This is a genomic window from Actinoplanes sp. NPDC021490 (assembly GCF_055562135.1).
The window spans coordinates 91,350-105,920 of record NZ_JBVHFW010000022.1 but is presented as its reverse complement, the minus strand read 5'-3'; the positions used below and the strand labels follow the sequence as shown (position 1 = coordinate 105,920).

Here is a 14,571-nt window from a genome sequence, read left to right as displayed (position 1 = left end):
CGTACGAACGCACTACTCTGAAATCGGTAGTGCTAGCACCCGTATCGGGCTAGTGCACTACGGTCAAGCGCTCTAGTGCACTAGGAGGCCCGGTGAGTGTCTATCGCACGATCGCCGCGGAAATCGCCGCCCGGATCGCCGCCGGTGAGCCCGGTCCCGGCGAGCGCATCATGTCGACGCGACAGATCATGGCCACGTACGGGGTCGCCATGGCCACCGCGACCAAGGTGATCGCCCATCTGCGCGACGAGGGTCTGGTGCGGGCCAAGCCCGGGGTCGGCACAGTGGTGGCGATCGGGGCCGTGCCCGCCGGCGCCGCCCCCGACCGCGACCTGGTCGTCCGCACCGCGATCACGATCGCCGACGCCGAGGGCCTGACCGGGCTGTCGATGCGGCGGCTGGCCGGTGAGCTCGGCATCCCGACCATGTCGGTCTACCGCCACGTGGCCGACAAGGAGGAGCTCGTGCTGCTGATGATGGACAAGGTGATGGCGGCCAACCCTCCCCCGCCGGGCATGTCGGCCGGTCGGGACGGGTGGCGCGCCTGCGTCGAGGCCGTGGCCCGGCTGCAGTGGTCGATGTACCGCCGGCACATGTGGCTGGCCCAGGCCATCTCGTTCACCCGGCCGCTGCTGGCCCCGCACGCGATGGCCCACACCGAGTGGACGATGCGCGCCCTCGAGGGTCACGGTCTCGAGGGCGGCACCCAGTTCCACGCGGCCGTGACGGTGGCCAACTACGTACGGGGAACCGCGGTGAATCTGGAGGAGGAGGCGCAGGCCGAGCAGGAGACCGGAATGACCGAAGTGGAGTGGATGGAGTCGCAGGAGCGTCGTTTCGCGGCCGCGCTGGCCACCGGCAAGCTTCCGCTGATGGCCCGCTACGTCACCTCCGGCGACCGCTCCTTCAGCCTCGACACCCTGCTGGAATTCGGCCTGCAACGCCTCCTCGACGGCCTGGCGACCGTGCTGGCCTCCGGCGGCGCTGAGCCACCGGAGGCCGGCCCGGACGTCAGTAGGCGACGCGCCCGGTGACCCCCGTCGTGCTGAACAGCAGGTGGAACCGGGTGTAGTCCCGGACGTCGGTGGCGGCCAGACCCCAGCTGCCGGCGTAGACCGTACGCCAGGCGTTGCACGAGATCCCGCCGCTCGACGGCTCGAAACAGGTTTTCACGCTGACCGTCTGGTTGACGTAGACGTTGATGTCGGCGCAGGCCGTCGTGGTGTAGGCCGAGCTGTAGGGCGGCCAGTGACCGTTCGGGTCGGTGCCGTTGAGCTGCTTGGCCGTGTCACGGCAGCCCACGATGGACGGCGCCGCCACGTTGCCCGACGGCCCCACGGCCGACGCCGGTGTGGCGGCCACCCCGAGAATCGCGGCCGAGGCGAAACCCGCGGCGACGGCCGGGCGGACCAGGGATCGAATGCGCATGCTGTACTCCCCCGTTGAAAAATCGACGACTTGCGATGTCGATGTTCGGCCGGGGTGGCCGGGGTGTGCGCGATTCCCGGACGATCCCGGACGCCACCGGTCAGGGCTCGCGGCGGTCCCACAGGAGCAGACCGGCGAGCAGCATCGTGCCGCCCCCGGCAACCATGCCCAGAGCCGTTGCCGTCTGCGCGGTTCCGGTCAGGTGGGAGGCCACGATCCAGCCGCCCGAGATGTCGAAACCAGCACCATCAGGCCCTGCGGGACGACCGGGACCCAGCCGGCCGCGAGAAGGGCCAGAGCCCAGACCGTCGTACGGTGGGTGCGAACCCATTCGGCGTCCCACTTGATCGGGATCCCGGTCGCGGGAGCCGCGGTGGTCTGACCGGCGGCGGCCAGCACCTCGGTGCCGCGCCGGGTCAGGCGCTGGGTCGCCGCCCAGATGCCGCCGAGCCAGGCCAGCACTCCGCACAGGACGCCCACGGCCACGGCCGGCCAGCGGGCCCAGTGCGGCCCCCAGAGCGCGAGGATGAACGCGGGGGCGGCCGTCACCACGAGCGCGACCAGCACCAGCAGGACGCTCACGATGTCGGTCGGGTTGTCGGCCGCCGACGGGCGGCGAGGATCTTCCACGGGGCGGACGCGCAGAAGTGACACCCACACCGGCACGGAACCGCCGGCGCCCAGCACGGCCGCGAGGGTCGCCAGGGCGGGCACCGGATCCACATCGGGCGCGACGAGGCGGCCGGCGACCGCGAAGACGACCCCGAGCGGCGACGCCAGCCGCAGGAAGGCGATCCCGCGGCCCAGCACCTCGGCCCGTTCGCCGCGTGGGGCGGTCATCGGCAGCCACAACGCGGTGCCGTCCAGCCCGACCAGGCTCGCCGCCATCGTCGCCGCCCACAGCACGACCAGCACGCCCGCCCACGGCGCCAGCACGTCGACGCCGGCCGTCAGCGGCAGGCCGGCGAGCAGCGCGCCGTAGACGACGGCGAACGCCAGATATTGCAGGCGCAGCGGGTGGCGCAGCCAGGTGATCTGCTCCCGCCCGGCGACACCGTCCACGGCGTTGTACGCGAACCGCCCCGGCGCCGTCGAGCTCCGGGCCGGCTGCGGCCGTCCCGCTCCGGCGAGCACACGGCGCACCAGCCACCCGTACGCGATCACCCCTGCCCCCGCGATCAGCAGGAGCGGGACGACGGTGACCGCCCGCCCGTCCGCGACCTGCAGCCAGGACAGCGCCGGGCGCACACCGGCCGGAGGGCCGGCCACCAGCAGCAGACCGGCCCACGGCGCGACCGCCCACGCCGAGCCGAGCACGCCCATGACGGCGCCCGTGAAGACGCCGGTGAGCACGGCCGCGACCGGTCCGCCGAAGCGCCCCACCGCCTCCAGCGCGACGGCCGACCCGACCAGCCCGACGAGCCACAGCAGCACCGCCCCGGCGGCCGCCCACACCGCGGCCGACGCGCCGGACGTGCGGGCCGCGTGGACCGGCAGCGACGCGAGGGCGAGCAGCGAGACCGCGGGACCGATGCCGATGGCCGAAGCGACCAGCAACCCGGTCGACGCCGCGGGCACGGGAAGCGACTCGAGGCGCAGATGAACCGGGCGTACGCGGCCGCGCACCCCGCCCAGCAGCAGCGGCAGGCTGATCCAGCCCAGCACCCAGCTCACGGTGAGGATCGTCAGCGTGCCCGGGTGGGCCGACGGGCGGGCGGCGTACACGATCAGCCATCCGGCCGCCAGCAGTCCGGTCAGCGCCGCCACCGCCGGGCCGGGGCCGTCCCGCAGGGCACGACGGAACATCGCCGCCCGCATCCGCGCGACGGTCACCACCGCGCTCATCGGGGCGTGAGCCAGTCGAGGTCGCCGCCGTCGCCGGCGACCTCGGCCCCGACCAGCTCGACGAACCGGTCCTCCAGGGTGCCGCCCGCGGCGACCTCGGCGACCGCGCCGGCCGCGACCACGCGTCCCCGATGGACGATCGTGACGTCGTCACACATCTGCTCGACCAGCAACATCGAATGGGTGGAGAGCACGGTCGTGCCGCCGCCGGCCACGAAGCGCTGCAGCAGGCGGCGGATCGCCAGCGCCGACACCGGGTCGACCGCCTCGAACGGCTCGTCCAGCACCAGCAGCCGCGGCGCGTGCACCAGCGCCTGGGCGAGGCCGATCTTTTTGCGGGTGCCGGTGGAGCAGTCGGCCAGCGGGGTGCCGGCCCCCTTGGCCAGGCCCAGCACCTCGATCAGCTCGGCGCTGCGCCGCTGGGCGACCGCCGGGTCGAGCCCGCGCAGGGCAGCCGTGTATCGCAGCAGCTCGGCCCCGGTGAGCCGCTCGGGAAAGTCAAGACCCTCGGGCAGCACGCCGATCACCGAACGGGCCCGGTCGCGGTCGGTCGCCAGGTCGTGGCCGAGCAGCCCGGAAGTCGCCGAACGTCTTCACCAGCCCACGGATTTGCACCGCACTGTCCACGCCGCCGCCTCCCCCGAACCAACCGGCGGCGACAGGATAGCGGGGACCCGGTCAGGGTTTCCGGGCGACTCCGCCGTAGAGGGCGACCTGGGTGTCGGTGAACGGGGCCTCGTGGTCGGGCCGCCACTGCAGGATCGGGACGACACCCGGCTCGACCAGTTCGAGGCCGTCGAAGAAGCGGGCCACCTCGTCGCGCGACCGCAGCCGGGTCGGGATGCCCTGGCCGCGCATGATCTCGGCGAACCGCGCCCACGATTGCGGGTCGTGGTCGTCGGTGATCTGCGAGATCACGAGATAGCTGCCGCTGGGCACGGCGTCCATGAGTTCCTTGACGATCCCGTACGGGTCCTGGTCGTCCTCGATGAAGTGCAGCACCGCGAACAGGAGCACCGCGACGGGCCGGCCAAGATCGAGGGTGTCGCGCAGCTCCGGCGACTCGAGAACGCGCCGCGGCTCGCGCAGGTCCGCGGCGACGTAGTTGGTGAGCCCCTCCGGCGCGCCGGTCAGCAGCGCCCGCGCATGCGAAAGCACTATCGGGTCGTTGTCCGCGTAGACCACGCGCGCCGCCGGGTCGACGCTCTGCGCCACCTCGTGCACGTTGGGCCGGGTCGGCAGCCCGGTGCCGATGTCGAGGAACTGCCGGATGTCGCGCCGGGAGGCCAGCCACCGCACGGTCCGTTGCAGGAATGCCCGGTTCTGCCGGGGCGCGGTCACCGCGTTGGGATTGGCCGCGATCCCTTGCTGCGCCGCGGCCCGGTCCGCGGCGAAGTTGTCCTTGCCGCCGAGCAGGTAGTCGTAAACCCGCGCCGGATGCGGCCGTCCCGTGTCAAAGGCCTCGGTCATCCGACGAGCGTAGGCCCCGCCCGGCGATTAGCCCAGAGTGGTCTTTGTCGATGGCTCCTGGAAACGCCCGACCTCGATGGAGGCGGTCTTGCCGTCCAGCGACCAGCCCTGCCCGTACGCCTCCTCGAAGCCGTCCTCGCCCAGCGCCTCGCGGACGCGGGTGGTCATCTCGCGGATCTGCGGGTCGGTGCGGTCGTGGGCGCCGCGCAGGCGGGCCGCGGCGCCCATCAGCCGGGCCGCCTCGCGGGGACGTTCGCGCAGCTCGGCCAGGCGGGCCGCGGTCACCGCGACCAGGGACAGGATCGGCATGTCGTGGCTTTCCAGTCCAGCCGCGTACGCGTGGACCAGCGCCTTCTCGGCTCCCGCGGCGTCGCCCCGGGCCAGGCAGAGGGCGGCCCGGATCGAGCCGGCGATGGCCCGGCCGTGGTCCCCGCCCAGGTCGGGTTCGGCGGCCATGTCGGACTCGGCGCGGTCCAGCAGCTGACCGGCGCGGTCGAGCTCGCCGAACCGGATCCACGTGCCGGCCTCCAGGGCGTTGAGCAGCACGCCCAGTTCGGGTGAGGCCGACCGCGTCATCCGCTCCCGGGTGGCCTCCAGCATGGCGATGGCCCGGTCGCCGTCGCCGCGGCGCAGGTGCAGGTCGATCCAGCGCAGGTCGATGAAGACCTCGTCGGTGAGGCTGAGCGACCCGAACTCGCCGGCCAGCGCCCGGGCCTGGCGCAGGTCGTCCAGCGCGCCGTCGAGGTCGCCGTCGTACTGGCGCAGCAGGGCCCGCATCGGCAGCGCCGTCGCCATGCCCCAGCGGTCGCCGACCCGGCCGAAGCGGTCGAGCGCGGCGGTCACGTCCCGGCGTACCTGGCCGAGGTTGCCCTCGTTCTCGGCGAACTGGGCGCGGATCAGGTGGGCCAGCCCGGACACCCACACGTCGGCCCCGTCGGCCAGGCGCCCGATGACGGTCAGCGCCGCGCCGGTCTCGCGTACGAAGAAAAGGGTCATCCCGGCCATGGCCCCCATCAGCCCGGGCAGCTCGGGATGGGACAGCAGGCGGTCGGCCAGCGCGCGCATCTCGGATTCGCGACGCTGGATCTCCTCGGCGGTCATCAGCGACCGCGTGCTGATCCGGTTGAGCAGCAGCAACGCCTCGGCGCAGTCGCGCAGCATCGAGGGCGGACCGGCCCGGCGAGTCAGCCCCTCGCCGATCCAGTAGGCCGCCTCGCTGTGCCGCCCGAACATCTGCCAGTACCAGGCCAGGTCCATCGCCAGCGCGAGCGCGCCGTCGGTGTCCCTCACGTCGCACAGGTGGCGCAGGGCGGCGATCATGTTGTCGTACTCGGCGCTGAGCACGCGCAGCGCGCCGACCTGGGCTGGTCCGCGCAGCTCGGGGTCGAGGCGGCCCATCAGCCGGGACAGGTGCCGGGCGGCCAGGCCGCGGGTCTGCTCGAGCGTGCCCTGCTCGGCGAGACGCTCGGCGCCGTACTCGCGCAGGGTTTCCAGCATGCGGTAGCGGCCGGGTTCGGGGGCCAGCTGCAGCAGCGAACGGTCGACCAGGGCGGCCAGCAGTTCGGGGATCTGCGCCGCGGGCACGGGTGTGCCGTCGCAGACCGCGACCGCCGTGGCTTCGGTGACGCCGCCGGGCAGCACGGAAACCCGTTCGGCCACCGTACGCTCGTGGTCGCCGAGCAGATCCCAGCTCCAGGCGATCACCGAGCGCAGCGTGCGGTGACGCGGCGCCGCGGTGCGGTTGCCGGTGGCGAGCAGCCGGAACCGGTCGGACAGCCCCGCGGCCAGCTCGGCCAGCGACAGCGTGCGCAGCCGGGCCGCGGCCAGCTCGAGGGCCAGCGGCATGCCGTCGAGCGCGGTGACGATCCGGGCGATGTCGCCGAGCGTGGTGTCGTCGACGTCGAACCCGGGGCGCACGGCGGCTGCCCGTTCGGTGAACAGGCGCACCGACGCCGTACGCCGGGCCTGGTCGGCGGTGTCGTCCGGGCCGGGAAGGGGAAGCGGCCCCAGCGGCACCAGCGCCTCGCCGTCCACCGCCAGCGGCTCGCGGCTGGTGGCCAGCACCCGGACGCCGGAACAGCGCGGCAGCAGCGTGGCGATCAGGTGCGCGACCGCGTCGACGAGATGCTCGCAGTTGTCGACGACGAGCAGGGTCTCGCGGCCGTCGAGCTGCTCGACGAGCACGTCGACCTCGCCCGCCTCGACCCGCATCCGGGCCGACGGCTCGAACATCGCGCCGCCGCGCAGCCCGACCGCGGTGAGCAGGGCCGCGCCGACCTTGGCGGGCTCGGTCACCACGGCCAGGTCGACCAGCCAGGCGCCGTCGGGATATTCGTGGCGCCGGCGACGGGCCGCCTCGAGCGCGAGCCGGGTCTTGCCCGCGCCGCCCGGCCCCAGCACGGTGACGAGCCGCCCGCCCGCGAGCAGCGTGTCGATCCGGTCGAGGTCGTCGTCGCGCCCGACGAAGCTGGTCAGCGGGGCCGGCAGGTTGCTCTTGCGCTCGGGTGCGGGCTGCGGGACGGGCCCGGCCCCGGAGCGCAGCAGCCGGGTGTGACGTTCACGCAGCGCGGCTCCGGGGTCGGCGCCGAGCCGGTCGGCCAGCGCCTCGCGCACGGTCTCGAACAGGGACAGCGCCTCGGCCTGACGTCCCTGCGCAGTCAGCGCGTCCATCAGCAGGGCGGCGGCCCGCTCGTGCACCGGATCCTCGGCCAGCAGGCCGGTCAGGCGGGCGGCGGCCGCGGCCGGCTGGTGCAGCGCGAGCTCGGCCTCGGCCAGGTCGGCCACCGCCTCGGCCCGCAGCGTCTCCAGACGGTTCGCCGATCCCGCGATCGGTGGGCCGGCCCACAATTCCAGAGCATTCCCGAGCAGCCGTACGGCCTCCGGCGCGTCCCCGGCTTGAAGGCGCTCGCGGCCGTCGGCGGCCAGGCGCTCGAAGCGCAGCGCGTCCACGTCGCCGGGGGCCACGTCGAGCCGGTAGCCGGCCTCGTTCTGCACGACCAGGCCGGGTGAGCCCAGCACGCGGCGCAGCCGGGACACCAGCGACTGCAGCGAGTTGACCGGGTCGGACGGGCCGTCGCCGGACCAGAGCGCGTCGACCAGCACGGCCGGTTCGACGGCGCGCCCACCGGCGAGCGCGAGGCGGACGAGCAGGCCCCGGAGGCGGGCCCCGGGCACCGGCACGACGGCGTCGCCCAGCCGCACCTCGAAGGCGCCGAGCAGCGTCACACGCAGCCGTGCCGCCGAGTCCCCGTGCTCCCCCACACCCACGATCCTCCCGCGCGGTGTCGAGTGTGCCCAACCCGGCCCTCGACGGTCTTTGTCAGACGCCGCCCGCAAAGCGTGAAGCGTGGCCGCGGAGGGTTCCTCGCGGCCACGCTTCGGTGGGCCTTTTCCATGCCGGCGGCCGGTGTGGGGGTCCGCTCAGCTCTGCGACTCCGGGGCGGCGTGCCGACCGTTACTCTCGGTGGCCGCCCGGCGCTCCAGCTCCTCGTCCTTCAACAGGTACTTCTTGATGTTGACGGTGGAGCGGTCGCCGAGATCGTCCGGCTTCGCGGCGTGCCGGCCGGACTGCTGGTTGCTTTCGGTCATGAGAGCAGAACTTACCCTCCGCTCGCGCCCGCGCAAAACATCGACAGGCGACGAAATAGGTGAACCGGCCGGAATTCCGGTCGCGGCAGGCCGGGTCCCCTGGGTGTCCGCGCGCCGTCCCTCGTTGGTCATCCCGGTCGTCCCAGCTCAAGCCACCCGGCCCCGGCAGCCGTCGCTCTCGGTGACAGTTTCGTCTCGGCCGGGGCCGTCGGCGTGTCCCGGCGCGTCGCCGGCCCGCTCGGGCAGGAACCGACATTTCCCAGTCGGCCACGGCGCCCGCCGGCCACCCCAGCGCGAACGCCCGGCTACGGAGAGCGACGGGTCAGGAATCGAACGGATTCGGGCATGGCTGCACGTCAGCCGAGCGCCCCCAGCGACACTGCGGCGTCACGCACGCAGGCGCGTAGCCACCGGGAGGCCGGGTCGTTGTCGACGCGGCGGTGCCAGCGCATCTCCACCTCGGCGGCAGGCAGGTCGAGGGGCACCTCGTGCAGGCGCAGCGGGACCCCTCGCTCGCGCAGGTGCGCGGCGGTCACGCGCGGCACGAGACAGATGACGTCGTCCTCGAGGGCCATCAGGGCGCCCACGGCGTACGAGGGAACGACCGCCGCGACGTGCCGGGACCGCCCGATCCGGGCCAGGGCGTCGTCGAGCGGCCCCCGGGCCACGCCGCGTCGCGAGGCGGAGATGTGGGGATGACGGCAGAGGTCGTCGACGGTCAGGCGCGCGGCCCGGCCGAGCTCCGATCCGGCCGCCACGACCGCGACGAAGCCCGCGGTGAACAACGTGGAGCTGAGGATGTCGGGCGGCGGAGGATCCGCGACCCCGATGTCGAGGTCGAGCGAGCCGCCGCGAAGCGGTTCCGGCTCCTTGGACTCCTGACGCACGAACCGCAGGCGCACACCGGGCGCCTCGCGGGTGATCCGGCGGGTGAGGCGAGGCGCGAGAACCGGCGTGAGGGCGTCGTTCAGGCGGAGCGAGAAGGTGCGCTGCCACGAGGACGGGTCGCTGTCGGCCGGATCGGCCCGCAAGCCGTCCGCGGCCTCGAGCAGCGCTTTGACCCGGCTCGCGGAGTGCTGGGCGAAGGGCGTGGGGACCAGGCCGCGGCCGGCCCGCACCAGGATCGGGTCGTTCAGCATGCGCCGGAGCCGGCTCAGCGCCCGGCTGGTCGCGGGCGCCGACAGGTGCAGGCGTACGGCGGCCCCGGCGACGCTGCCGGTGTCCATGAGCGCGTCGAACACCCGTAACAGGTTGAGATCCAGCTCTTCCGGCACGGCGGCCTCATTCGTGCGTCCAGCGCAATGATTACGTAAGAACAATGCACTGGGCATCATGCCAGGCCGACTCGATACTGGTCCTCAGCCACTCGCCCGGACAGGAGCCCGACATGCCCAGGATCGTTCGCCCGACCGCCTATGGCCGGCCCGACGTGCTCGCCGTGATGGAAACGCCGGCTCCGCGCGCGGCCGACGACAGCGTCGTGGTCCAGGTGCGGGCCGCGGGCGTCAATCCGATCGACTGGAAGGTCTACAGCGGCGCCTTCCACGCCGTCGACGACAGTCACAAGGACGCCGCCGGGGTTGCCGCCGCCATGCCCTCGATCGGTCTCGAATGCGCGGGCATCGTCACCGAGGTCGGTGCGCAGGTGACCGGAGTCCGGCTCGGCGACGAGGTCATCGTGTACCCGGTGACGGCCGCCTACGCCGATTACGTGACCGCCCCGGCCGCCTCGATCCTGGCCAAACCGGCCGGGCTGGGGTGGGCCGAGGCCGGGTCGCTGCTGCTGACCGGCACCACCGCGTTCCACGCGCTGCACGCCACCGGTGTGGGTGACGGCGACACGGTGCTCATCCACGGCGGCGCGGGCGGGGTCGGCCTGATGGGGGTGCAGCTGGCCGTCGCCGCGGGCGCGACGGTGATCGCCACCGCGGCCGGGCGCAACCACGCGCTGCTGCGGGAGCTCGGGGCCGTCCCGGTCGCCTACGGCCCGGGACTCGCCGGCCGGGTGCGCGCCGCCGCGCCGCAGGGTGTCAGCGCCGCGGTCGACTTCGCCGGCACCGACGAGGCGCTCGACGTCTCGCTGGAGCTGGTGGCCGGCCGCGCCCGGATCGCCTCGATCACCGGATCGCCGCGCCGGGCCGCGTCCGGCATCAAGCTGCTCGGCTACGGGCCGGGACAGGACGCGGGCACCGAGGTTCGTAGCGCCGCCCGAGCCGAGCTTGTCGAGCGCGCCGGATCCGGTGCCCTGCGGGTCGTCATCGACACCACGTTCCCCCTCCCCGAGGCCGCGAAGGCCCACGAGGCCGGCCTCGCCGGACACGCCCCCGGCAAGCTCGTGCTCATTCCCTGAACCGCGGACAGATCGGGGCCGGGGCGGCTTGAACGGCCGCCCCGGCCCGTGGGAGTGCGGGACTCAGGCTCGGCGGGCGTAGGCCCGCAGGGCCAGGGGAACGAAGACGATCAGCAAGCCGGCCATCCAGGCCAGGGTGAGCAGCAGGTGGCTGGCCACCGGCCCGCCGATCAGCAGGCCCCGGATCGAGGTGACCAGCGGCGTGATCGGGTTGACGTGCACGAACGCCTGCAGCCAGCCGGGCAGGGTCTCGGTGGCGACGAAGACGTTGCTGCCGAAGCCGAGAGGGAAGACCAGCAGGAACATGACGCCCTGGACGGCGCCGGAGGTGCGGACCATCATGCCGACCCACACCGAGATCCAGCAGAAGCACAGGCCGAACCCGATGGCCAGGCCGACCGCGGCAACCGCCGGCACGAAGCCGGTCTCGACGCGGAAACCCATCAGGTAGCCGAAGCCGAGCATGACCAGGCACACGGTGAGGTAGCGCACGATGTCGGCCGCGACCGCGCCGACCAGCGGGGCCGAGCGGGCCACGGGCAGCGAGCGGAAGCGGTCGAAGACCCCCTTCTCGATGTCGGCATTGAGGTTCTGGCCGAGCGCGATGCCGCCCATCGCAAGCGACTGGGCCAGCATGCCGGGCAGCAGCAACTGCAAATAGGCGCCGCGGTTGCCGCCGGAGAGGGCGCCGCCGAAGAGGTAGGTGAACAGCAGCAGGAAGATGACCGGCTGCAGGGTCACGTCGATCAGGGCCTCCGGCGTCCGGATCGTCTTGATCAGACTTCGCCGGGCCAGCGCCACGCTGTGGCGCACCAGAGCGGCCGGCGCGCCGCCGCGAGGCTTGTCGATGTCGCCGGTGATGTTGCGGACGGGCACGTCGAGCGTGGTCATACGAGCTCACCTTCCTTGGCGGTGGCCGGAGCAGCGGAGGTGCCGTCGGTGAGGGAGTGGAAGACCTCGTCGAGGCTGGGCAGGTGCAGGCCGAGGTCGACGACCTCGATGCCGGCCCGGCGCAGGGCGGGGACGGCGATGTCGAGCGACATGTCGTCCTTGACCGGCACGCTGACCGCGCCGGGGCGGGCGCCGGCGGCCGCGTCCGGCGACGCGTTCGTGCCGGGAGCGGCCACCGCGTCCAGGACCCGCATGACGTCGGGCACGCGGGCCGGGTCGGCCGGGCGTACGCGCAGGGTCAGCCCCCCGACCCGGCGCTTGAGGCCGTCCGGGTTGTCGTGCGCGATGACCCGTCCGTGGTTGACCACCACGATCTCGTCGGCCAGCGCGTCCGCCTCCTCCAGGTACTGCGTGGTCAGCAGGACGCTCGCGCCCTGGGTGACCTGGTTGCGCACGACGCCCCACATGTCCTCGCGCTTGGCCGGGTCGAGGCCGGTGGTCGGCTCGTCGAGGAAGATCACCTCGGGGTGGCCGACCAGGCTCGCGGCCAGGTCGAGGCGGCGGCGCATGCCACCGGAGTACGTCTTGGCCTGCCGTCCCGCCGCTTCGGCCAGGTCGAACCACTCCAGCAGTTCGGCCGCGCGGCGCCGGGCGTCCCGGGTCGTGAGGTCGAGCAGCTGGCCGATCAGCACCAGGTTCTGCGTGCCGGTCAGGTCCTCGTCGACGCTGGCGTACTGACCGGTCAGGCCGATCCGCCGGCGCACCCGGGCCGGCTCCTTGAGCACGTCGATGCCGGCTACCTCGGCGTAGCCCTCGTCGGGCCGCAGCAGAGTCGCCAGCACCCGTACGGCCGTGGTCTTGCCGGCGCCGTTCGGGCCGAGCACGCCCAGCACCGTGCCCCGCCGCATGGCCAGGTCCACCCCGTCGAGCGCCTGCGTCTTGCCGAATCGCTTGCGCAGCCCCTCCGCGCGCACCACGAGATCGCTCATGATGTTTCCGTCCCCTCCGTCGCGGGCAGCGCAACGTGACGGCTGCCCTCGGCGTAGAGACTCGCGGCCCGCGCTGACAGCGCACGCACATGCCGCTGACACGGCCTGACACGGCGCTGTTGCCGGGGTCTATCGGCGGCGGTGCGACCCCTTGCGTGGTTTCGCCGTCCACATCACCAGGGCGCCGATCAGCAGCACGATGGGCAGGGCGGCCACCCACAGCAGGGGCGAGACCGGCTCGTCCACGGGCTCCTCGGCCCGGGACTCGGCCCGGCCGGCCGGGGGCGGTTTCGCGGCGGCCGGGGCTTTGGTGGTGGGCTTGACCGCGGCGGTCCGCAGGTCGGCGGTGATCACCGAGAGGATCCACGGGGCGATCGCGTCGACCCGGGCCGAGGTGTCGGCGCCGCTGTGCGGGCAGAGGGGGCCGCGGCTGACCACGCCGACCACGGTGGGGGCGCCGGTCGGGCCGCCGATGAAGTAGGGGCCGCCGGAGTCGTGCGGGCAGGCGCTCGTGTCGTCCCGCGGGGACGTGCCGATGACGCCCATCTCGAGCTTCGACGTCTTCGTGATCTCGAAGACGCCGGTTTGCAGCCGCTCGGTCGTCTGCTTCGCGGTGCCCTTGGTGTTACCGAAGCCGACCAGCCGCACCTGCTGCCCCTTGACGGGCTTCTTCCGGTTGAGGCGCATGAGCGGCACGCCCGTGATCGGCCGGTCGAGCCGGGCCAGCGCCACGTCGGAATCGCCGTGCTGGCGCACTTCGACGACGTTCGCGCTGAACCCGGCCGTACCGGTCAGATCCGCTCTTCCGATCGTGGCGACCGTGCGGTCCGCCACCGGCCGCGACACCCGGCGGTCGTTCTCGTCCTTGAAGCAGTGGCCGGCGGTGAGCACCCAGCGGGGCGAGATCAGCCCGCCCGAACAGGAGCTGTTCCGCTTGCCGCCGTCCTTGGTCGGGATGCCGATGTCGGTCAGCTTGACGGCGAATTCGTACTGTCCGTCGGCTACGTCCTCACCGTTCGCGATCGCGTGGGCCGGCGTGCTCAGAGCCCCGGAGCCCAGCGTTGCGGCCACCAGCGCGACGACGACCCTCGATAGCGTCTTCATCGCTCATGACTGTAGTAACGAACCGCCAATCACGGACCGCAGCCGCCGGGTTACGCCGCCTCAGGAGCGGAGCCACTCCAGCAGATCGGCGTTGATCGTGTCGGCCTGCGTGGTCGGCATGCCGTGCGGGAAACCGGCGTACGTCTTCAGCGTGCCGTTCTTGAGAAGGTCGGCCGAAAGCGGAGCCGAGTCCGCGTAGGGGACGATCTGGTCGTCGTCGCCGTGCATGACCAGAACCGGGACGGTGATCTTCTTGAGGTCCTCGGTGAAGTCGGTCTGGCTGAAGGCGACGATCCCGTCGTAGTGCGCCTTCGCGCCGCCCATCATGCCCTGACGCCACCAGTTCTGGATGATCGCCTCGGACGACTCGACACCCGGCCGGTTGAAGCCGTAGAACGGGCCCGACGGCAGGGCCCGGTAGAACTCCGACCGGTTGGCCGCGAGCTGCGCCTGCAGGTCGTCGAAGACGCTCTTGGGCAGGCCGCCCGGGTTGCTGTCGGTCTGCACCATGAGCGGCGGGACAGCGCTGATCAGCACGGCCCGCGCGACCCTGCTTTCCCCGTGCCGCCCGATGTAGTGCGCCACTTCACCGCCGCCGGTCGAGTGCCCGACGTGGATCGCGTCGTGCAGGTCGAGATGCGTGGTCACGGCGGCCAGGTCGTCGGCGTAGTGGTCCATGTCGTGGCCGTCATTGACCTGAGTGGACCGTCCGTGCCCGCGGCGGTCGTGCGCGATGACCCGATAGCCGTGCTGCGCGAAGAACAGCATCTGGGTGTCCCAGTCATCGGCGGACAGCGGCCACCCGTGACTGAACACGATCGGCTGTCCGCTCCCCCAGTCCTTGTAGAAAATCTCGACGCCGTCGTTCGTGGTGACATATCCCATGCCGGTTCCCTCCGCAGTTGG

At 72.9% G+C, this 14,571-nt stretch carries 13 protein-coding genes; 2 read left to right on the top strand and 11 right to left on the bottom strand.

Annotated features, from left to right (window positions below; genetic code table 11):
* The first annotated feature begins 92 nt into the window (after positions 1 to 92).
* Positions 93 to 1,034 (top strand): TetR/AcrR family transcriptional regulator C-terminal domain-containing protein, encoded by a 942-nt coding sequence (locus tag ACZ3I4_RS41300; RefSeq protein WP_465387588.1) that lies wholly within the window; start codon positions 93 to 95, stop codon positions 1,032 to 1,034.
* On the opposite strand, the gene ACZ3I4_RS41295 is transcribed toward ACZ3I4_RS41300, so the two are convergent.
* The 7 genes from ACZ3I4_RS41295 to ACZ3I4_RS41265 form a co-directional block, all read right to left on the bottom strand.
* Positions 1,012 to 1,428, bottom strand: a complete 417-nt coding sequence (locus tag ACZ3I4_RS41295) for a hypothetical protein (RefSeq protein ID WP_465387587.1) — start codon at positions 1,426 to 1,428, stop codon at positions 1,012 to 1,014. The two genes, ACZ3I4_RS41300 and ACZ3I4_RS41295, sit on opposite strands and share 23 nt — an antisense overlap.
* Before the next feature lie 198 nt (positions 1,429 to 1,626).
* Entirely contained in the window at positions 1,627 to 3,273 is a 1,647-nt protein-coding gene (locus tag ACZ3I4_RS41290) for a hypothetical protein (protein WP_465387586.1), read from the bottom strand.
* Positions 3,270 to 3,830 carry an AAA family ATPase gene (locus ACZ3I4_RS41285; protein WP_465387703.1) on the bottom strand — a complete coding sequence of 187 codons (561 nt, stop codon included), beginning with the start codon at positions 3,828 to 3,830 and terminating at the stop codon, positions 3,270 to 3,272. The genes ACZ3I4_RS41290 and ACZ3I4_RS41285 overlap by 4 nt, the downstream gene beginning before the upstream one ends.
* A 121-nt stretch (positions 3,831 to 3,951) precedes the next feature.
* Positions 3,952 to 4,743: an SAM-dependent methyltransferase gene (locus ACZ3I4_RS41280; protein WP_465387585.1), complete on the bottom strand. Its 792-nt coding sequence runs from the start codon at positions 4,741 to 4,743 to the stop codon at positions 3,952 to 3,954.
* Positions 4,744 to 4,770: 27 nt separating this feature from the next.
* Positions 4,771 to 8,004, bottom strand: coding sequence for a BTAD domain-containing putative transcriptional regulator (locus ACZ3I4_RS41275; protein ID WP_465387584.1), 3,234 nt, complete (start codon positions 8,002 to 8,004; stop codon positions 4,771 to 4,773).
* A 159-nt stretch (positions 8,005 to 8,163) separates the two neighbouring features.
* Complete coding sequence (locus ACZ3I4_RS41270) at positions 8,164 to 8,331, bottom strand: hypothetical protein (protein ID WP_465387583.1); 168 nt, start codon at positions 8,329 to 8,331, stop codon at positions 8,164 to 8,166.
* Positions 8,332 to 8,687: 356 nt separating this feature from the next.
* Positions 8,688 to 9,605 carry a LysR family transcriptional regulator gene (locus tag ACZ3I4_RS41265; protein WP_465387582.1) on the bottom strand — a complete coding sequence of 306 codons (918 nt, stop codon included), beginning with the start codon at positions 9,603 to 9,605 and terminating at the stop codon, positions 8,688 to 8,690.
* 113 nt (positions 9,606 to 9,718) lie between these two features.
* On the opposite strand from ACZ3I4_RS41265, the gene ACZ3I4_RS41260 reads away from it, so the two are divergent.
* On the top strand, positions 9,719 to 10,681 hold the full coding sequence (locus tag ACZ3I4_RS41260) for an NADP-dependent oxidoreductase (RefSeq protein ID WP_465387581.1): 963 nt from the start codon (positions 9,719 to 9,721) through the stop codon (positions 10,679 to 10,681).
* 63 nt (positions 10,682 to 10,744) lie between these two features.
* Here the strand turns inward: ACZ3I4_RS41260 and ACZ3I4_RS41255 are convergent, their stop codons facing one another.
* The 4 genes from ACZ3I4_RS41255 to ACZ3I4_RS41240 form a co-directional block, all read right to left on the bottom strand.
* Entirely contained in the window at positions 10,745 to 11,572 is an 828-nt protein-coding gene (locus ACZ3I4_RS41255; protein WP_465387580.1) for an ABC transporter permease, read from the bottom strand.
* Entirely contained in the window at positions 11,569 to 12,561 is a 993-nt protein-coding gene (locus ACZ3I4_RS41250) for an ATP-binding cassette domain-containing protein (protein ID WP_465387579.1), read from the bottom strand. Before ACZ3I4_RS41250 ends, ACZ3I4_RS41255 begins: the two co-directional genes overlap by 4 nt.
* 129 nt (positions 12,562 to 12,690) lie before the next feature.
* Positions 12,691 to 13,665, bottom strand: coding sequence for a S1 family peptidase (locus tag ACZ3I4_RS41245; RefSeq protein ID WP_465387578.1), 975 nt, complete (start codon positions 13,663 to 13,665; stop codon positions 12,691 to 12,693).
* A gap of 60 nt (positions 13,666 to 13,725) precedes the next feature.
* Entirely contained in the window at positions 13,726 to 14,550 is an 825-nt protein-coding gene (locus tag ACZ3I4_RS41240; protein ID WP_465387577.1) for an alpha/beta fold hydrolase, read from the bottom strand.
* Positions 14,551 to 14,571: the final 21 nt, after the last annotated feature.